Origin of the sequence: Peribacillus sp. FSL E2-0159 (genome assembly GCF_038643155.1) — a bacterium.
GTDB classification, from domain to species: Bacteria; Bacillota; Bacilli; order Bacillales; family DSM-1321; genus Peribacillus; species Peribacillus simplex.
Map to the genome: position 1 here is coordinate 532,376 of NZ_CP152053.1, position 19,986 is coordinate 552,361.

The following is a 19,986-nucleotide window of genomic DNA, read 5'->3' on the forward strand; positions in this document are numbered from 1 at the left end:
TTTAAAAATGGAAAACGAGGGGTAAAAGGTCCAATCTGGAAATCGTGCCTATGGGATGAATTCCCTAAATACCTAGCATAAATAGCTTATTTATCCCTATTTAACTCTAAGACTATAATCCTTATAATAAAAAATATGCAAAATATGACAGTCTACATAATGAGAATAGTATGTTTGAGGTGATTTTTTTAGTGTATGCAAATTCATTGAGTGAAATTCACTCAGCCCTCTCCAGTAAAATGTCCGATGTGAATGAAAAAATCAATCGTTTGGAGCAGGCAAAAAGAAAAATCAAAGAAGAACAGAATGCTTGTCTGGGGGAAATCGCTAAAATTAAAAATCCAGACTTGGCAAAAAGCTGGACGGGAAACCGTGCAGAAGACTTTCAAGATGCCCGCAGTGATGCATACAAGGCAATGTCAACAATCATTCATGATGATTATGACGACTATCAAGAGAAAATCGACGGTAAAATCATGATGCTTAATATAGAGAAAAAGGCTCTGAGTGCAGCAGGTACCATAGCACATGAAGCGGATGTTCTTTTAGGTAAAGGAGAAGCCGTCATAGATCAATTGGAAAGCAAAATATCATACTTAAAAGGGTGGTTGTTTTAATGACGACAATCAAACTGAATCATCCTGCCGTAATGAAGCAAGTCGATCAGGTGAAGACGGCACTTGGTACAGTCACGCTTGGAAATTTGCCGGCAGGCGAGCTTGGCAGCAATAAATTGGAATTCACCTCGAAATGGATCGACCGGGAAACGAACCTGGAGAAGGTCTTCGAGCAATATATCAAAATCGTCCAGAAAAATGTGGAAGATACCCGTGCCAACATTGACTTATTAAAAGAACAGGATGAAGCCATCACCCATACGTCTTCACATGGGTATCCTACGCGATGAAAATATATGAAGCCAAGACATTGACGGCCGCAACCAAGTCGCGGGCCAAGCAATATGAAGAACTAAAGAAGGAAGTCACAGCCCTGAAAAAGGAATTTCAGGGCATCGTCGGCCTGGATAATGAGTTTCAAGGGGCCGGTGCCGCCGCCATCAAAAGCTTCTATGAAGCGCAAATCGAGGTGGCCGACGCCTGGATGGAACTATTCACTACCCAGATCAGTTTTTTGGAAGGCATTCCGGCCAGTCTGGCAGAGGCGGACCTCTCCGGAAATACGGTGGTCGAGGTTCCCTTTTTAGATAGCGAAGTGTCGAACGGCATTAACCAAGCGAAGTCGCTTGTCGATGAACAAGCGAACGATCTCCAAAGAATCCTGAACAGTATTGACGATATCCTTCCTCTGGATATGTTCGACCAAAAGGATTTTAATGAAAAAATCACGCTGGCCGGGCATAGACTGGATGACACCGTGACAAAGGTCGAGAATGTCGATCGGCAATTGGTCCAGGAATATGATGTGTCCGTCGGACAGGAAAACGTGGCCGTTGGCCTCTTTCGTGCCTTGCTTGATGCCACCAAACAGGACAGCAACGTTTCGCCGATGACATTCAATCAATCGGCATTTAAGAATAGTGACGTCTATCAAGTAAGGGATGAAGTCGCCGGTCAGATGAAAGACTATCAGACCTTCAAAAAGGAACAAGCCGAAGCCCGGAAAATCGAACGCGAAATGGAAGAACTTGAAAACCGCCCATGGTATGAAAAAGCCTGGGATACGACAAAAACCTTTACAGGGGAATTCACGGGATATTATGATTCAATCAGGGCCTCAACCGGAGTCGATCCAGTAACGGGCCGCAAGCTGTCCGATGCCGAACGAATCGCCGCCGGCGCCATGGCAGCAGCTGGATTCATCCCCGTCGTCGGCTGGGCCGGCCGGGCCATCAAAGGCGGCAGCGCCATCTACAAAACGGCCAAAGGACTTAACGCAGCTAATCACGCGCTCGATGCCTATAAAACGACAAAAGGCTTTAGCCTCCTCCAGAAAACCGAATACGGAATATACGGACTCCTCGCCGCCAACGGCCTCGGCGAAGCGGCCACTGGCAAAGACATGTTCGGCAACCAGCTAACCGAGGAACAGCGCCAGAACGGTCTGTTGATGGCACTCGGAATCGGCGGTGTGGCAGGTGCGGCTAAAGTCGCTGATAAAGTAGCAAGTGGTACAAAGTTCGTCCCTTACAGTAAGGAATTTGCGCAAAAGCAGGTTCAGTATGCAAAAGCTACAATAACAGACATAGCGAGATCTGGAAAAGCCACGTTAAAAAATATAGGTGAAGAACTAGGTAAAAAAGAAATCCCTAAACGGATAAGTATGGAACAAGTATCCCTTGCAGGAGGACCAACCCTTCGCCAAGTTATGATGGAAAAGCAGACAATTAAGGAAGCCTATCAGAAATTTACGGTTAAGGATAGCAAAGTAGAGGGTGTTTCAGGGGAGAGTATTCCTAAGGGTACAGATAAAGGTCTTGAAACTAGAGGTTACAGACCAGAACCTGGTGAAAGAACAATGTCAAGGGAAGAGTGGAAGGCGCTGGATAGAGAGAGACGTATAGAGGTTAATTATCCAAAACCAATTATTAATGGTGGAAATTATGAGCTTGTCAAATCTAAACCCGAATATTATACTCCCGAGGGTGAAATTATTTGGCCCCCTAACCGTGGCGTATTAGGTGAACCCGAACCCATGATATTAAAGCCTGGCACAATTATTGATAGATTTGGTTATGAGGGTGGAACTTTTGTTTCACCGTATGGTGTTCCCTATGAAATGCGTGCATTAGCTCCTGAAACATATTTAAAACCTTATAAACTCTATGTTGTGAAGAAACCTATAGAAGTGCAGGCCGGGAAAATTGCTCCATGGTTTGATGAACCAGGTATGGGTGTTCAGTATGAACTCAACCAATCAGTAAAAAATTTTATAGAGCAAGGAATAATTGGAAGGGTAGGAAAGTAGTATGAAAAAAGAAGAATTACAACAAATGTTAATTAATGCTAATGTTCCAAAAGATTTATATAACTTAAATGGGGGATTACCTAATGAGGCATTTTGCTTAAATAAAGAAGATAATATTTGGGAAGTTTATTATAGTGAACGTGGTGTGAAATCACAATTAAAGAAATTTGACTCAGAAGATGAGGCATGTGATTATTTTTATAAAACAATTTTGGAACTTCTGAATTAATAGGATTTAGCATTAAAATAGAAAATTAAATGAAAAAGAAAAATTAGATAAGGTGGGCATACAGTATTGTAGGCTCACCTTTCGTCTGTTCAAAAATACTAAGGATTTGTAGTAAATACAATTATGGCAATTCAGAGTCGTGACTTTAAAACCTGGCTAATCATAGATAGATTCGGGTTGGAACATTTATTCACCTATCCGCTCTATATTAATATTGTGAGCTTGAACCCCGTACCCTTTTTAAACTGCAAAAGAAAAAAGAAGCTTTCTCATCTAAAGGTAAAACTATAATTCTGAAATCTCCTTTGAAGAATATAGTAAAATAATGAATTCTATTAAATGAAAATGAGGTTTTTAATTTGAATGGATTAACAGGTGATATTTTATTGAAAGGAAACATACTTAATGGCAATACAAATAAACAGGATTTTTGTATAAAATTTCAAAATGAACTACTATCAAGCGATATATCGAATAATATGTTTGTTTTTAAGGACGCAATTATGTTAGATGGAATTTATTTTTGGATTGTAGTTAACTTTCAGAATGGTAAAGTTTCTCGTATTGAACTCGACAATGCTGATGAAAGTTTGAAAAATACTTACAATAATTGGGCTAATTATAAAGCTAAAAAAAAGAAAGAGATACATGATAAATGGGTAGAAGAGATATTAGGAAAACCAGATATTAAAAAAGGAGACTCATTAATTTATAATAGAGCTTGGGGAGAAGTCACTTCATTTGAAGATAAGAAAAGTGGACAAGTAGAGATCTGGATCAGTTATAAAAAATGACACAGGAAACCGAATGTTGCTAGAATAAAATAAAACCTTGAGTGGCCAAAGCCATTCGAGGTTTTTTAATGAATTGAAATAATACTCCAATTAACGTGAAAGCCCTGGAGAGTATCAGGGATATTACTTAAATAAAGGAGGTTGGTAAAATGACACGAAGTGAATATGAAAATAAGATAAAAGAGTTAGGGGTAGATTTACAAGAACTCAATATTGTTATTGGAAGAAAAACAAAATTCTTCAATTATCGAAAGAGGTAACGAGGATCGAATTTTCAAATTTTTATATATGATAACGAAGGGGAAAACAGGAAAGTAGAATTATTAGTGGTAATCATATTGATTTGAATACCAGACTACTCATCCAAAAGCACCAAAACCATTGCCTGCCGTGGTAACATAGTTAAGATTATCGAAAAGGAAATCCGTATTTCACTAGAATAAAATGAAACCTTGAGTGGCTTAAATATACGAATGTTTGAATCAGTTCTTTAAGGAAGCAATCAAGCGATTATTTTTTTCAACATCGGGTATAAAGTATTAAGCGGTCTTTCATTTAATTTCTAGCACTAAGTTTTCTTTATGTGTAATAAGGAGAAATTGGTGGGAGGTGATTAAATGAGGAAAGCATATGGTATAAAAGGTTTAATAATTTACCTTGAGTCGGTAAATTATCCAATTACCGAAGAGGAAATCAATGATCTAATATTAAATAAAAAGATACCCCATCTCAGACCCATCGATAATTTTCAAATTTTTAATTTAGATCATATTGATGGCTGGCTTAGTGATCAGCAATTCTAACCTTAGTTAATTGAAGCCCCTTTAAGTGGGGCTTTGATTAATATTTTGTACCTGTTATCTAAGTCTATTGCTGCAAACACGTGAATATGAAAAAGGAAAGGCTAGCTGAGGTGTTTCATGAAAACCTTGGCTGGCCTTTTGTTTACCTCTTCATTTTCAGAAAAACGACTCAGCACCAGTTGATTTGGTAGCTGCAGTATACTGCCGTTACCAAACCGGCCGAAGGTGCCTGAATTATAACAGCTTAAGCAGAGCCTGTGCACCTGTTAGGATAAGCCCTATTATAAAACCACAGACCGCTCCGTTCACACGAATCCATTGCAAGTCTTTTCCTACACCATTTTCCATCATATCAATCAGCGTTTCATTGTCTAGCTTATCTAAATTTTCTTGTACAAGATTGCCGATCTGCGTATGATTATTTTCAATGAGAACAGTAATTTGTTTCTGTATCCAATGATCGATGTGGGTGCTATTTTCTTTAATATTGTCTAGTATGTGATGAATCATTGGATTCAGATAAGTATCCATGAAATGTTCATCTTCGACGAAATCCAATGCTTCTTGTTGAATTTGTTTAAGACTTCCCATAATTGTTGCTTCTGGCTCCCATTTTGTCAGAAGTTGATTTTTCCATTTTTCAACTCCTTCTAACAGTTCCCTGTTATGGTTAATGCCTTGTATCTCTTTCCTGATATATAAGATTAAAGCCTCTCTATTTGGTTCGTCCTCGTTTTGTAAATTATTTACGACACTTAATAACAGGTTTTGTATGATATTCCCAAGTTTCTCTTCGTTAAGTAGGCTTTGAATGGATTTAACGGCAAACTGAAGCATACCTTCCAGTTCAATCTTACTGAGTACATCCATGGAAACCGTGCCAAGTCGGTGACTGGTTTGTTTTTTTCTTAACCAATCTTCAGCTTTTTTCAAAACATGATCCAAAGCCTTCTTATCAAACTCTTCGTTAAGTAACTGTGAACTTACTAAATGTAGAATTTTACTCATGTCTATGTTAGAAAGTGATGCTTTAATTTTTTTTGCAACGAAAGGTGTAATCTTTTCAATATCTATATAACCGATCATTTGCTTGATAAGTTTAATCAGGACTTTTCTAAAAGTATCACTTTGTATCTCTTTTAATAAAATAGGGATTAATTTTTCTGTAAAAGGAATATGTTTTACTTTGTCCTGAATACTTTCCTTAGAAAGCCAGTCGTTTTTTAACATCGAAACAAGTGCATTTGTCATTCTTTTACGATTGTTGGGCAAAAGCGCTGTATGGGGGATTGGCAATCCAAGCGGATGGCGGAATAATGCAGTGACTGCAAACCAATCTGCCAATCCGCCAACTAAACCAGCCTCAAACCCTCCATGTAATAAATCTAGCGGCAATGAACCTTGAAATGGAGTGGTTGCAATATAACCCGCCCCCATGATAATTAGTGAATATCTAGCTATTTTTCTTGACGATTTTATTTTTGGTGACATTATATTCTCTCATCCTTAAAATGAAATTCAGTTACTATTAACGAATCATCTATTTGTTTAATGTTTTACTTTTATCTAGTAGTATAGCAGGTAGTTCAAAAAAATACTCCCAACAAAGGCAGTAAGTTCATTTATTGGGGAATGGGAAAATCACTTTTTAAGACCACAATCATTGATATTTTCCTTTGAATTTCAAAGATGCGGATGGTTGATTCACAATAAAAAAAAGCCGATTTATTCAATCGGCTTTTTTTTATTCATTTAATGAAAAGAGTTTTTGGTTCATCACCAACATATTATGATGCGTCTGTTTTTATCGAATTATTTTTAACGGTCCCTACATTTTTCTTATCTTTCATACGACTGAAGATATAGGCTAGAACGGAACCTGATATATTATGCCAAACACTGAAAATGGCACTAGGTACAGCGGCTAAAGGTGAGAAATGTGCTGTTGCTATAGCTACACCTAAACCAGAGTTCTGCATACCAACCTCCATTGCAACAGCTTTCTGTTTTGCTAAATCCATCCCGCATAAACGAGCAAAGAAAAAGCCGAGTAAAAAACCAAGAACATTATGAAGAACGACTACTGCAAAAATAAGCAAACCTGTTTTAGCCAGCTGAGCTTGGCTGCCAGCTACTACGGCTGATACGATCAGAACGATAGAAATGACAGATACTAGAGGTAAAGCCTTTGCACCAGCCTCTGCCTGTTTACCGAAAAACTTTTTAACAATGAATCCAAGCATCAGTGGGATAATCACCACTTGAATGATGGAAATGAATAAAGACCCAATACTGATATTGACCCATTTACTTGCCAAGAGCAGAATAAGCAGGGGAGTTACGATAGGCGCTAGAATAGTGGAAACAGAAGCAATGGCAACTGCAAGCGCAACATTCCCTCTCGCAAGAAACACCATGACATTTGAAGCTGTTCCACTAGGGCAACATCCTACCAAAATAACACCAACAGCCACTTCTTTCGGCAAATCGAACCCTATTGCTAATACAAATGCCAATAATGGCATAATGATAAAATGTCCTGCTACCCCTAATGCAACTTCTTTCGGACGTCGGAAAACTTCTTTAAAATCCGCTGCTGATAAAGTAAGTCCCATGCCAAACATGACAATTCCTAATAATGGAACAATATAGTCTCCTATCCATATAAAATGATTAGGTGAGATATACGCAATAACTGCAAATATAATGACCCATAAGGTAAACGTTTTACCAGCAAATCCGCTGATTTTCTCTACTAAACCCATTGTGACCTCCTAGATGTTTTAAAATAAATCAATTATAGTTTATATTCAGAATATTTTAAACCTTTTTTTAAAAAAATCAATACGTTTCTAACCAGACTTTTGGTTAGTTTCACTATGGTCAGTCATAAAGGTAATTTTTTGAACTGTAATTCTCTAGCGCTGAAATTGTATGAATATGATGGTTAACAAAAGAAAAAGCAGATAGGTTTTAGAAATTCAGTTCACTTTTATCTTTTTCCATTTTTTGAAAAATAAGAGGGTGAAAGTTATTGGCATACTAACTATATGGAAAGCAGCTACCGGTTTTCTAGAGCAGGAAATAGTATTTGTTGTTTTACAGGATTAATTATTGCTATTGTATGTTTAGCCAGGGTTATAAAAGAAGTGGAGATGTGGTTTCTTTGATACATATATTAATTGCGGATGATGATCGGCATATTCGGGAGTTGCTTAAATTTCACTTGGAAAAGGAAGGGTTCATGGTATCTGAAGCGAAGGATGGGAATGAAGCTTCCTTGATACTGGAGAAGGAAAGGATCCATCTGGCGGTTGTTGATATTATGATGCCGTTTAAAAACGGACTGGATCTTTGTAAGGAAATCCGTGATCAATATGATCTGCCGGTCATTTTGTTGACAGCTAAAGATCAACTTAGCGATAAGGAAAAGGGGTACGTTGCAGGTACGGATGATTATCTCGTCAAGCCATTTGAGCCACGGGAACTTCTATTTCGGATAAAAGCGCTATTGCGGAGGTATCGCATGGTGAACTCTGAATCCATATCATTGAATCAAACGGTCATTGACCGTAAAAGTTATGAAGTGCGATTAAATGGGAGTACGCTGCTCCTGCCGCTTAAGGAATTTGAGCTGCTGGCTCAGCTGGGGAGTTTTCCTGATCAGGTCTTTACGCGTGAGCAGCTTATTGAATTGGTGTGGGGTGCTGATTTTGAAGGGGATGATCGGACGGTTGATGTCCATATTAAACGGTTAAGGGAACGTTTTGCCGGGCGGACCGATGATTTTGTTATAACGACAATCCGTGGTTTAGGTTATAAACTGGAGGTCAACAAGAAGTGAAAACACTCTATTTCAGGATAGTTATTCAAACCATTTTGATCATGGTGCTTGCCAGTGTCATCGCTTTTTTAATTTCCAATGTCTATTATCATCAGGTTCAAAAACCCTACAATGGTGAGAAGATAAAGAAAGTCGCAAGTGATATCGTCTCCTTATATGAGGAAAATCCTGATCAGGACATTGATGTGTATTTAAATCATATTGCAGGATTGCACTATCAAATGTATCTATTTAATGAGCAGGGTGAAGGAACTTTGTATGGTGAGCCGTTTCGGGAAACTGGTTTGGATCGAGATACGATTTCAGGAGTTTTGAACGGGAAGACCTATCAAGGGATAGCCAATTATAATAATGGGTTATTTATTACCGGATTTTTTGAAGATGTATTGGTTAATAGCATTGGGGTCCCAATGAATGTGAATGGCGAAAAACATGCATTGTTTGTAAGGCCGAATATAGAGCTCCAGTTTGGGGAATTCCGCTTTTTTCTTGCAGTTTTGCTAGTACTCACGCTTCTTCTCAGTTTTTTATTTGTGATCATTAACACGCGTTTCATCGTTAAGCCGATTACGAAATTAACGGAAGCTACAAAGAGGATTGCCGATGGGGATTATAGTAGTGAATTGAATGTTACACGCAGTGATGAAATTGGATATTTGGCTCAAAATTTCTCGAAAATGACTCAAAGCATACAGCGGTTAGATGATATGAGGCAGGAGTTCGTATCGAATGTATCTCATGAAATTCAATCTCCGCTTGCATCCATCCAAGGTTTTTCTCAAACCCTCCAATCGGAGGAATTGACAAAAGAACAAAGAAATCAGTACTTGTCCATTATTGAAAAAGAAAGCAGGCGCATGTCGTTGTTAAGCAAACAGCTGCTCATGCTTGCTTCGTTGGATAAAGTAGATGATCCGCTGCAACGGTCAAATTTCGATTTAGCGCAGCAAATCCGGCAAGTGTTGTTCATGCTGGAATGGAATTGGCGGGAAAAAGATATGGTGATCGAAATGGATTTGCCTTCAACCGTCATTTCTGCAGATGAGAAACTTTTAAATCAAGTATGGACCAATTTGGTAACCAATAGCATTAAATACTCGGAAAGCGGCAGTTCGATCGATATTCGGATTAAAAGAATAGGCAGTACAGTTGAAGTGATGATTGCGGATACGGGCATGGGAGTTCCCGAAGAAGACCTCCCTTATATCTTTGATCGCTTTTATAAAGTCGACAAAGTGAGGAACAGGAGTGAAACAGGCAGCGGATTAGGACTTTCGATTACAAAGAAGACGGTTGAACTTCATGGGGGTACGATCGAAGTTCAAAGCGAACTCGGTAAAGGGACCACTTTTTATATACGGCTGCCCCTTATGTAATGAGCTGTTCATCTTCCATTCATATTGGTTGTTTACAATCGAGTCATACCGATTGAAGTAGGACTGGATCGGTAAACTAAAGGAATGGGAGATGAAATGATGTTTTTGGCAATACGTGAATTAAAGCATTCAAAGTTACGTTATCTGCTGATTGGATTGATCATGGTATTGGTCGCTTTGCTTGTCTTTATCATTTCAGGATTAGCTAATGGACTTTCTTCAGATAATGCTTCATCCATACAAAACATGAAGGCCGACTATTTCGTTATGGAGCATGACTCTAAAAATAAATTGAACCGATCCATCATATCCATGGAAAAGCTAGATGAAATCCGTGCCTCATCGGATGTTAAGGCAGCCGAAGGTCTGGGGCAAATGATGATCACATTGAATAAAATCGGCACATCCGAGAAAACGGATGTCACCATTTTTGCTACCGATGCAAGTGGTATTTTAGCACCGAGGGTCATAGAAGGAACGAACTATGATAATAAGAAACAAGGTGAAGTCGTTGCAGATCGTTCTTTAAAAGAAGTGGGTTATAAATTGGGTGATTCACTTAAAGATGACCTATCAGGTAAGGTTTTCACCATTGTTGGTTTTACTGAAAAGCAATCTTACAGCCATTCACCGGTAGTTTACATGAATGTTAAGGGGTGGCAGGAGATTAATCCTGCATTAAAAAATCAAGAGAAAGATTCAATCAGCACAATAGCCGTGCAAATGGATTCGAAGGCAGAAGAAAATGTACGTGAATCATTGCCTGAAGGCGTAATGCTCATTTCGAAAGAAGAATCACTTCAGAGTATACCAGGCTACAAAGAGGAACAGGGTACATTGACGATGATGATTGCCTTCTTGTTTGTCATAGCAGCTTTCGTTTTGGCTGTATTCTTTTATGTGATTACCTTGCAGAAGACGAATCAATTTGGAGTCCTTAAAGCACTCGGGGCCAATACGGGCTACCTGGCAAAAAGTATCGTTGGTCAAGTAATGCTGCTTGCCGTGACATGCATAGCCATCAGTGTTGTACTGACATATGGAGTCACTTTAATCATGCCAGAAGGAATGCCATTTGAATTGAGTACAGATTTGGTCATTAAATATTCCGTGATACTTTTGGTTGTATCCGTATTGGGTTCGCTGCTATCACTATACCGAGTAGCGAAGATAGACGCGATCGAAGCAATCGGGAGGGTATCATGATGGGGGATAAACTATTATTTGAAAACGTAAGTAAGATTTATGGGGAAGGCGATAATAAAGTGACTGCCCTAGATAATATCTCCCTGAATGTGAGAGCGGGGGAATTCGTCGCCATCGTGGGTCCTTCAGGCTCAGGTAAAAGTACTTTTCTTTCAATAGCAGGTGCGTTACTTTCACCGAGCAAAGGTCGCTTACTGCTGAATGATGAGGATATTACAACACTATCCCCAAAGGAATTGACTAGAGTACGCCTTGAAAAGATCGGGTTTGTATTCCAATCGTCGAATCTTGTGCCATATCTCACCGTAAGAGATCAACTTCTGCTACTTTCTGAACTGATTGGCAAGCGAGATAAAAAAACTGTGAAAAAAGCGGACGAATTGCTTAGCCACCTTGGACTTGGACATCGGGCAGGACACTTGCCAGAAGCACTGTCAGGCGGTGAGCGGCAGCGTGTAGCCATAGCCCGTTCGCTGATGAATGATCCAGAAATCATTTTAGCGGATGAACCAACAGCAAGTCTTGATTCCAAAAGAGGCAGGGATGTTGTTGAAATGCTTGCACATGAGGTGAAATCAAGAAATAAAGCGGCCATCATGGTAACGCACGATGAAAGAATGTTAGATTTATGTGATCGAGTGGTCAATATTACAGATGGCAAGGTATTTGGATGAGTTATACGTAAAACACACTCTCAATAAGCGATAAATAGGCCGCCGTTTCTCCAAAGGAATTAGGAGAGGCGGCGGCAGAAATCGCTTGAATTGGACCCTAGTAAATCGACAGTAAGCAGCTGAAATACTAGTCGTTACTTTATATAAACGGCCTGCAATTATGTATCATATTTTTGCTTGGATCCCAGATGTTTATCTTGGATTAAGCATGTTTTTTTATTTTAAAGAATAAACAATGATAGGTTGCTTTCACACCTGATTCATCTCGGTATTCTGTGTCGTATATGTTGATTAACTCTCGAAAGAAGGAAGGGCGCTGGCAGTAGTCTTCTTTGTTGCTGTTAGCAGCACCAATCTTTTTAATTGAAGTGAAAAATTCGCGTACTGTCTGAAAGTACTCTAGTTCAAGCTTTTCTTTTTTTGTTATCTCGATTGGAAATGCTGATGAAAAGGGGAGTGCTTCTTCACATACTTGGGATAAATCTTCTAGAGTGTAAAACATTTGGCCCGGTGAACTATCAATGGAAAGTTGAAGCTTTTCTTTCGCCTGTTCATATGACCTATGAAGCTCTTGAAAGGTATCTATTCCAAACGTTGAAAATATCAGGCTTCCTTCAGCCGTTAATCGTGTAGATAGTTTTTCAAGGGTTGCAGGGAGATTATTCAGCCATTGAAACGTTGCATTAGAAATAATCAAGTCGTAATTTTCATTAAGCGCCATTTCTTCGATATCAGTACATAAAAATGTAACACGATCTTCCTTTGTCATTCCTTTCGCGACTTCAACCATTCCTGGTGCCAAATCAACAGCCGTAATTGCGGCATTAGGGAATGTTTTGACGAGTAACCTCGTTAAGTAACCCGTGCCACAGCCAATTTCAAGAATATTGATTCTATGATTGGCGTTTTTTTTAGGAAGCAAATCCACTAATTGTTTTGCCATGTTTTTTTGAACATTGGCATACGCATCATATGTTTTCGCGTGTTCACTGAACCGCTTACTTAACAATCGTTTATCTATCATGAATGTACTCCTTTTGAATAAATGTTTTTATATGCTCCATACATTCCTGTGGTTTTGTGAAAAATGGAATATGACCAGCGCCTTCGATAATATGAACCTCGGCTTTCCCACCCAAATTTTCTTTAATGAAAGATGAGGCTTCGAGTGGACAAATTTTGTCTTCTCTCCCATGAATCAATATAAAGGGGGCTTCAATCCGGTCGAGTCCTGCTCTGGCATCTTTCTGAATTAGATAATCCAAACCAATAAGAAGCGAAAACACATCATCACCATGAAACTCTCGTTGAGTTGTCGTGATGAATCGATCATAAAAACCTTCTTCTTTTTCAGCTTCGGAAAACATTGCTTCATAGAAAGAATTCAAAGTCTTCTCTTTATTGCGCTGCAGTTGTTTCTTCATGCGCTCGACCATTCGTGGATCCCAGCCAAATGAATAATTTTCTCCTGTGGTAAACCGACTTGTCGCGCCAAAAAGGATAAAACCTTTTATTTTTTCTCGATACGAACTTGAAAGTTCAAGTGATACTATTGATCCTAATGACCAGCTCAGTAAATAAACGGGACCATCGATGGAAGCGATTGTTTCTATGACCCGTTCTTCAAAGTCATTTAGTGATTTCATATCTTTCCATTCTATAAATGAGAGGTGAAATACTTCTGACAGCGGTTTGATTAACGGTTGAAACGCATCTTTTTCCATTCCCCATCCAGGAAGCATGACTAAATTCGGCTGTTTCATTCTATAACACCCATTTCTTTTCCAATGATCGAAACTTTTTCAACTGCCCAATCAAGATCTTTTTTATCGTGGAGAGCAGTTACTGTAAACCGGATTCTCGCCTCATTTTCAGGAACGGTCGGCGGCCTGACAGCAATAGCGGCAATTCCTTCTTTCTGCAAACGTTTGGCAAATTCCATCGCTTTTTCGTTTTCCCCGATTATGATAGGAACAATTTGTGATCGACTTCCACAAATATTAAACCCGTAATATTTGAGTTCTTCTCTAAAGTGTTCTGAATGTGTTTGGAGCAGTGAGCGGCGTTCTGGTTCTTGCTGTACAAGTTCAATCGCTGTTTTCATAGCACCGAGTATGGCCGGGGGGAGTGCAGTTGAATATATGAATCCGCGCATGCGATTTTTTAAATAGTCGATAAGCCATTTTTTCCCGACGACATAGGCCCCGAATGAACCGAGCGCTTTACTGAATGTTCCCATTTGGATATCTATTTTATTTTGAAGATGGAGATGACCGGCATAACCTTCACCGTTATTACCGTAGATGCCGCTTCCGTGTGCTTCATCAGTCATTAACATTGCGTTATAACGTTCTTTCAACCGAACAAGGTCTTTAAGATAAGCAAAGTCACCGTCCATGCTGAAGACCGTATCCGTCACGATTAATTTACGTGCTTCCATTGATGATTTTTTCAATAATGCTTCTAAATGATCTAAATCATTATGACGATAGCGTAGATGCTTTGCACGACTTAAAAGAGCTCCATCGACAATGCTTGCATGATTCAATTTATCGCTATAAATAATATCGTTACGGGACATCAGGGTGGAGATAATTCCAAGGTTCGCGTTATATCCACTGTTAATAATGAGCCCTGCTTCGGCTTTCTTCCAATTGACAAGAGCTTGTTCCGCTTGCTCGTAAAGTGGGTGATTGCCAATAATTAAACGTGAAGCCGTTGCTCCTGCACCATATGTATGTACTGCATCAACCATAGCCTTTTTCAGCCGCTCATCTCCTGCATATCCTAAATAGTTATTAGAAGCTAGATTTAGCATCCTGCACCCGTTGATCATAAGCCATGGCTGCTCGGCGAATTCCGTTGAAACGAGTTCACGTTTTTGCGATATCTCTTCTAGATAAGCCAGTTCTTTCTTAATTTTTTCTTCCCAACCAGGTAATTGTTTTTCACTGTGCATGGCCATTCTCCTTTTTATATGTCAACTAAAAATAATATAGGTTAACATATAAAACATTCTAATCATGACTCAATGAAACTGTCAAGCTTTGAAAAGGAACATGATAATAAATTGATTATCCATTAATCTAGGAGAAATCAAGGGGCGAAAAAAGACACTCATCATAAATGTGCTGTTGGTTATTTGAACCAAGTCGAGGAGCATGAAACTAACATGAAAATAGGTAGAAGGAGGATTAATGATGTTTGGACAGTGGCTTTGTTAAGCTAAAGTATAAAAGAGTGTAGTGAAAATTGGTGCCTTTGTATGTATTAAGCTCGTTCATTGAAGATAATCTAATCTCCAAGGAAGTCTTTTTGTTAAACCTTCAAATCTTTGAAGGATTAAATGGAATTCCATGTTACTATAGAGCAGTGAATTTAACAGATTCACATTAACCATTACATAAAGGAAGGGTAATAAATATGAAAAAGATTTCTTTAGATGTTTTCTTTATACTAGTAGGAGCTTTTATTTTTGCTTTGGCAATAAATCTTTTCGTCATTCCTAATGAACTTGGTGAGGGAGGAGTCACGGGGATAACCATCATTTTATTTTATCTTTTTGAATGGTCACCGGGGCTGTTAAGTTTGATTATTAACGCTTTCCTGCTCATTGTCGGTTATAAATATTTGTCGAAATTAACAACGGTATATACAATCATAGCCGTTGCATTTAATTCACTTTTCCTTCATTTAACCGAAAGTTGGACGATATCTTCAGATGAATTGGTCATCAATGCGATATTTGGCGGGGTTTTTGCCGGTGCAGGAATAGGCATGATCATTCGTGTGGGAGGCACTACTGCCGGTACGACGATACTAGCCCGAATTACGAATAAGTATTTGGGATGGAGCTTAAGCTATGGACTTCTGTTTTTCGATTTAATCGTTGCGTTCTCATCTTATTTCATCATTGGTGCAGAAGGTCTGATGCTCACTATCCTTATGCTTTATATTGGAACAAAAACGATGGAATTCATCATTGAGGGATTGAATCCGAAAAAAGCGATTACCATCATTTCAAAAGAAGCGGACCAGATTGCAAAACAAGTAACCGAATTGATGGACCGGGGGGTCACTGTTTTTAGCGGCCATGGATACTATACAAAAGCATCCAAGGATATTTTATATATCGTTATAAGTAAGCAAGAGGTACTAAAGTTAAAGAGAATAGTGAAGTCAACGGATAGCAATGCTTTTATTGCCATACATGATGTTCGGGACGTATTTGGTGAAGGATTCCTGGATATTTCGAAGTCCTGATGCGCATTCTCGGGAGGCGGATATGGTATAAGCGAAATGAAAAGGCCTAATAGGCTTTTTTATTTTGAACTGCAAAAAATCTGTAAATTCGGAATAATTTGTTATATTATGTAAGTAAGAAACCACACACCCTGAGGAGTGCAGCCATTAAATGTGGAGGTGTCCAAGATGATCCTTTTAAAAGTGGATGACAGAAAGTTTGGGAAAAGCAATATCAAGTACAGTGTCGTTGATAAGGAAACGAATGAATTGATCATTAGTGGTGTGTTTAAAGAATTTGGACAGGCAAGCGATAAATATTATGAATTGAAGGATGAATACGGTTCATCCAATGTGAAGATGATATTGAAGTGAAAAGAGGGGGACCGACGGGTTTCCCTTTTTTCGTGTAATGCCAGGAATGAAAATGGCCCGTACAATAAATAACCGGATAAAGGAATAATCAAAGGTTTCTGAATCATATAATTAAGTTAAGAAGGTTCTTAATATCCTTTTTTTACAATATACTACAATTTTATTGTAAAGTATGGAATTTGGTGGTAATATTAAGCCCATAAATGTAAACGTTTGCAAGGAGTTTTGTGAGGAGGTGATGTAAAAGAAGCAGGATAGATTACGAGTTTTATAAAATGAAAGGCTTTTATTTTACTATTTTATGCAAACGTTTTCTTAAAATTGCATGAATATTATGAGAAAAAGGGAGAGTCGGTAGGCATGAAACGTAAAAAATGGTACGGGGGAATCTTTACTGTTTTATTAATTTTTAGTGTGATTTTGGCTGGATGCTCTTCTTCAACCGGTGGAAACAGCGACTCAAAGGATGTCGTGACGCTGGATATATTTCAATTCAAGGTAGAATTCAAGTCGCAATTCGAGACATTGGCAAAACAATATGAAAAAGAAAATCCAGATGTGAAGATCAAGGTATCGACAGTTGGCGGCGGAAATGATTATAAATCAGCCATTACGGCAAAGTTCGCTTCAGGTGAGGAACCAGCGGTTTTTAACATTGGCGGACCGGTAGATGTCGAACAATATAAAGATAGATTAACAGATTTAAAGGACACGAAGGCTGCTGCTGCAGCACTTGATGGTACTTTGGATGGCGTGGAAGAGGACGGGCAGGTCCTTGGACTTCCATTTAACCAGGAAGGATACGGCTTGATTTATAACAAACGGATATTTAAAGAAGCCGGAATTAATCCTGATGAAATTACAAGTTATACAGCCTTAGAGGCGGCAGTTAAGAAAATGGATTCGCAAAAAGACAAATTGAAAATCGATGCAGTTTTCGCTTATCCGGTCAAAGAGAAGTGGGTGACAGGAAACCATTTATCCAATGTATTTTTAGCACCGGAGTTTGATGGGAATGTGTTAGAAGCTAGCAAGGCTCCAACGGTTAAATTCACGGATGGTGACAAGTTTAAACAACTTGTCGATATCCAAAATAAATATTCCGTCCAGCCGACAGCGAGCCTCGATTACTCCCAACAAGTGGAAGAACTGTTCTCACTTGAAAAAGTTGCGATCATTCAGCAGGGTAACTGGGTGTATAACACAGTGTATGATATGGACCCTGAGTTAGCTGAAAAGGGAATTGGCATCATCCCAATTCCAAATGGAGACTCTGCAGGCATGCCGGTCGGCGTACCGAACTATTGGGCAGTGAACAAGAAATCGGATGAAAAGGTACAGGAAGCAGCGAAGAAATTCCTCGACTGGATGTATACATCCGAAGAAGGGAAAAAAGCCGTTTTGGAAGATTTTAAATTCATTCCTGCATATGAAGGATACGATGTAGAAAAAATTGCCGATCCAATTTCAAAAGAAATTTATAAATACTCCCAAGAAGGAAACACGATTGGGTGGGTGTTTAATGGATATCCGGTTGGTTGGAATGATGATCTTGGAGCAAGTGTCCAAAAATACGTAACTGGTAAATTGACTTGGGAGGAACTTGTCCAACAGAACATTGAAAATTGGGAGAAGATTCATAGCAAATAAGTTTTGGGAAATGCAAGTGACCAATCGGCATAAAATGCGTGTCGATTGGTTGTTCCTTGTGATAGAAAAGCCGTTTAGGGAAATTGCCTCAACAAGGGATTCAGCAAATAACCCAGTCATGATCTAAACCCATTAACTATTAAATCATTTCAAGGAGGTCGGTTTCGTTGAGGAATCGGGATGCCGCATATTGGCTGTTTTTGACACCTGTTCTTGCTGCACTCATTTTGGTTGTGATCGTGCCACTCATCTACGGATTTTATTATTCCTTTACGAATTGGAACGGTTTAGGGAAGCCGGATTTCATCGGTCTTAAGAATTATATAGACTTGTTTACGGATAAAGGGTTCCTTGATACATTTTGGTTCACCATTAAATTTTCCGTAGCCGCAATTGTGGTAATCAATGTCATCGGATTAAGCTTGGCTCTCATCGTGACTTCGAAAATTAAATCAAGCAACATACTGCGGACAGTTTTCTTTATGCCCAATTTAATTGGCGGCTTGATTCTCGGCTTTATTTGGCAGTTCATTTTCATTAAGGTCTTCGGTGCGATTGGTGACTTGACTGGGATCGAAGCATTTAATGGATGGTTATCAACGACTGATACAGGTTTTTGGGGATTGATCATTTTAACGTCTTGGCAAATGGCCGGATATATCATGATCATTTATATTGCCTATCTGCAGGCTGTTCCTGAAGACTTGATCGAAGCGGCAAAAATTGATGGAGCTAACAGCTTCCAGCGTTTTCGCCATATAACTTTTCCACTAGTGGCACCTGCTTTTACCGTCAGTTTGTTTTTGACGCTTTCCCACTCGTTCAAGATCTATGATCAAAATCTTTCTTTGACGAATGGGGCTCCCTATAATTCAACTGAAATGGTTGCGATGAACATTGTAAAATCCGCCTTCACCGAAAACGATATGGCATATGCACAAGCAAAAGCCGTTATCTTTTTCGTAATCGTGGCGGTCGTTTCGCTGACACAAGTCTATTTCAATAAAAAACGGGAGGTTGAGCTGTAATGAGGGGAAAATGGAAATTGTGGCTGATTGGATTCATCGGATTCATTTTGGCCATATTATGGCTCACTCCGTTTTATTTAATGATTGTCAATGCCTTTAAAATGAAACGGGATATATTTGCCGACACACTGGGACTGCCTGAAACCTGGACATTCGAAAACTTCATTCAAGCTTTCGAGCAATTGGATTTCCTCCGGACTTTATTCAATTCTTTATTGATATCGGGCGTCAGTGTAGTCATCATCATCATTTTTTCTGCGATGGCAGCATACGCTCTTTCCCGAAACAAAAGTAAAATAAGTTCCCTGCTTTTCTTTGTGTTTGTAGCAGCCATGCTGATCCCGTTTCAGTCTGTGATGATACCGCTCGTTGCCCAATTCGGACAGCTTGGGATGTTGAACAAGGCCGGACTGATCTTCATGTATTTAGGCTTTGGTTGCAGTCTTTCCATATTCCTTTATCATGGTACCTTAAAAGGGATTCCCGTCTCACTTGATGAGGCAGCAAAGATTGATGGTGCTAACCGGTTTCAAGTATTTTGGTATATCATATTTCCATTATTAAAACCGATGTCCATTACAGTTGGGATCTTAAATGTCATTTGGATATGGAATGACTATTTGTTGCCATCCCTTGTAATTGGCGGCGCAGGATCTGAGACCATACCACTTAAATTATTCTTCTTTTTCGGTCAATATACGAAGCAATGGCATCTCGCCTTGGCTGGACTTACTTTATCCATCATTCCAGTCATCATTGCATACTTTTTTGCTCAGAGGCAAATTATCAAAGGAATTGCAGATGGAGCCGTTAAATAACTATTTAAATATAGGGAATATT

General features: G+C 39.0%; 20 protein-coding genes. 15 read left to right on the forward strand and 5 right to left on the reverse strand.

All coding sequences use genetic code 11. The features are described from left to right. Nucleotides 1-191 precede the first annotated feature (191 nt). The 6 genes from NYE63_RS02655 (at nucleotide 192) to NYE63_RS02680 (ending at nucleotide 4,751) form a co-directional block, all read left to right on the forward strand. Nucleotides 192-617 (forward strand): DUF5082 family protein, encoded by a 426-nt coding sequence (locus tag NYE63_RS02655; protein ID WP_230160192.1) that lies wholly within the window; start codon nucleotides 192-194, stop codon nucleotides 615-617. Continuing rightward, nucleotides 617-907 (forward strand): YwqI/YxiC family protein, encoded by a 291-nt coding sequence (locus tag NYE63_RS02660; protein WP_342603968.1) that lies wholly within the window; start codon nucleotides 617-619, stop codon nucleotides 905-907. The genes NYE63_RS02655 and NYE63_RS02660 overlap by 1 nt, the downstream gene beginning before the upstream one ends. Next, nucleotides 904-2,925, forward strand: a complete 2,022-nt coding sequence (locus NYE63_RS02665; RefSeq protein ID WP_342603969.1) for a T7SS effector LXG polymorphic toxin — start codon at nucleotides 904-906, stop codon at nucleotides 2,923-2,925. Before NYE63_RS02660 ends, NYE63_RS02665 begins: the two co-directional genes overlap by 4 nt. 1 nt (nucleotide 2,926) lies before the next feature. Next, on the forward strand, nucleotides 2,927-3,154 hold the full coding sequence (locus tag NYE63_RS02670) for a hypothetical protein (protein ID WP_141992725.1): 228 nt from the start codon (nucleotides 2,927-2,929) through the stop codon (nucleotides 3,152-3,154). A 359-nt stretch (nucleotides 3,155-3,513) separates the two neighbouring features. Continuing rightward, complete coding sequence (locus NYE63_RS02675) at nucleotides 3,514-3,948, forward strand: hypothetical protein (RefSeq protein WP_342603970.1); 435 nt, start codon at nucleotides 3,514-3,516, stop codon at nucleotides 3,946-3,948. Between the two features lie 617 nt (nucleotides 3,949-4,565). Then, nucleotides 4,566-4,751, forward strand: coding sequence for a hypothetical protein (locus NYE63_RS02680; RefSeq protein ID WP_342603971.1), 186 nt, complete (start codon nucleotides 4,566-4,568; stop codon nucleotides 4,749-4,751). 234 nt (nucleotides 4,752-4,985) lie between these two features. Here NYE63_RS02680 and NYE63_RS02685 read toward each other — a convergent pair whose 3' ends face one another. Next, nucleotides 4,986-6,242 carry a DUF445 domain-containing protein gene (locus NYE63_RS02685; RefSeq protein ID WP_342603972.1) on the reverse strand — a complete coding sequence of 419 codons (1,257 nt, stop codon included), beginning with the start codon at nucleotides 6,240-6,242 and terminating at the stop codon, nucleotides 4,986-4,988. Nucleotides 6,243-6,538: 296 nt separating this feature from the next. Beyond that, nucleotides 6,539-7,516: a bile acid:sodium symporter family protein gene (locus NYE63_RS02690; RefSeq protein ID WP_342603973.1), complete on the reverse strand. Its 978-nt coding sequence runs from the start codon at nucleotides 7,514-7,516 to the stop codon at nucleotides 6,539-6,541. A gap of 359 nt (nucleotides 7,517-7,875) precedes the next feature. Here NYE63_RS02690 and NYE63_RS02695 point away from each other — a divergent pair, with 359 nt between their 5' ends. The 4 genes from NYE63_RS02695 to NYE63_RS02710 all read left to right on the forward strand — a co-directional run bounded on the left by NYE63_RS02695 (nucleotide 7,876) and on the right by NYE63_RS02710 (nucleotide 11,851). Beyond that, nucleotides 7,876-8,595, forward strand: coding sequence for a response regulator transcription factor (locus NYE63_RS02695; RefSeq protein WP_342605668.1), 720 nt, complete (start codon nucleotides 7,876-7,878; stop codon nucleotides 8,593-8,595). Continuing rightward, nucleotides 8,592-9,971: a HAMP domain-containing sensor histidine kinase gene (locus NYE63_RS02700; RefSeq protein WP_342603974.1), complete on the forward strand. Its 1,380-nt coding sequence runs from the start codon at nucleotides 8,592-8,594 to the stop codon at nucleotides 9,969-9,971. The genes NYE63_RS02695 and NYE63_RS02700 overlap by 4 nt, the downstream gene beginning before the upstream one ends. Before the next feature lie 99 nt (nucleotides 9,972-10,070). Next, entirely contained in the window at nucleotides 10,071-11,177 is a 1,107-nt protein-coding gene (locus NYE63_RS02705; protein ID WP_342603975.1) for an ABC transporter permease, read from the forward strand. Continuing rightward, a complete protein-coding gene (locus NYE63_RS02710; RefSeq protein ID WP_342603976.1) occupies nucleotides 11,174-11,851 on the forward strand; it encodes an ABC transporter ATP-binding protein in 678 nt (225 codons plus the stop codon). The genes NYE63_RS02705 and NYE63_RS02710 overlap by 4 nt, the downstream gene beginning before the upstream one ends. A gap of 202 nt (nucleotides 11,852-12,053) precedes the next feature. Here the strand turns inward: NYE63_RS02710 and bioC are convergent, their stop codons facing one another. The 3 genes from bioC to bioF are packed head-to-tail and all read right to left on the reverse strand — an operon-like array spanning nucleotide 12,054 to nucleotide 14,810. After that, entirely contained in the window at nucleotides 12,054-12,875 is an 822-nt protein-coding gene (gene bioC, locus NYE63_RS02715) for a malonyl-ACP O-methyltransferase BioC (protein ID WP_342603977.1), read from the reverse strand. Next, nucleotides 12,865-13,614, reverse strand: a complete 750-nt coding sequence (locus tag NYE63_RS02720; protein WP_342603978.1) for an alpha/beta hydrolase — start codon at nucleotides 13,612-13,614, stop codon at nucleotides 12,865-12,867. Before NYE63_RS02720 ends, bioC begins: the two co-directional genes overlap by 11 nt. Beyond that, the gene (gene bioF / locus NYE63_RS02725) at nucleotides 13,611-14,810 is read right to left on the reverse strand and encodes an 8-amino-7-oxononanoate synthase (RefSeq protein WP_342603979.1); all 1,200 of its coding nucleotides are present in this window, start codon (nucleotides 14,808-14,810) and stop codon (nucleotides 13,611-13,613) included. Before bioF ends, NYE63_RS02720 begins: the two co-directional genes overlap by 4 nt. A gap of 464 nt (nucleotides 14,811-15,274) precedes the next feature. Between bioF and NYE63_RS02730 the strand changes: the two genes are divergently transcribed. The 5 genes from NYE63_RS02730 to NYE63_RS02750 all read left to right on the forward strand — a co-directional run bounded on the left by NYE63_RS02730 (nucleotide 15,275) and on the right by NYE63_RS02750 (nucleotide 19,964). Then, on the forward strand, nucleotides 15,275-16,114 hold the full coding sequence (locus NYE63_RS02730; RefSeq protein ID WP_342603980.1) for a YitT family protein: 840 nt from the start codon (nucleotides 15,275-15,277) through the stop codon (nucleotides 16,112-16,114). Nucleotides 16,115-16,282: 168 nt separating this feature from the next. Next, nucleotides 16,283-16,468, forward strand: coding sequence for a hypothetical protein (locus NYE63_RS02735; protein ID WP_063235290.1), 186 nt, complete (start codon nucleotides 16,283-16,285; stop codon nucleotides 16,466-16,468). A 360-nt stretch (nucleotides 16,469-16,828) separates the two neighbouring features. Continuing rightward, nucleotides 16,829-18,118 (forward strand): ABC transporter substrate-binding protein, encoded by a 1,290-nt coding sequence (locus NYE63_RS02740; RefSeq protein WP_342603981.1) that lies wholly within the window; start codon nucleotides 16,829-16,831, stop codon nucleotides 18,116-18,118. A 167-nt stretch (nucleotides 18,119-18,285) separates the two neighbouring features. Beyond that, nucleotides 18,286-19,146 carry a sugar ABC transporter permease gene (locus NYE63_RS02745; RefSeq protein ID WP_214745626.1) on the forward strand — a complete coding sequence of 287 codons (861 nt, stop codon included), beginning with the start codon at nucleotides 18,286-18,288 and terminating at the stop codon, nucleotides 19,144-19,146. After that, nucleotides 19,146-19,964: a carbohydrate ABC transporter permease gene (locus NYE63_RS02750; RefSeq protein WP_342603982.1), complete on the forward strand. Its 819-nt coding sequence runs from the start codon at nucleotides 19,146-19,148 to the stop codon at nucleotides 19,962-19,964. The genes NYE63_RS02745 and NYE63_RS02750 overlap by 1 nt, the downstream gene beginning before the upstream one ends. The last annotated feature ends 22 nt before the right edge of the window (nucleotides 19,965-19,986 follow it).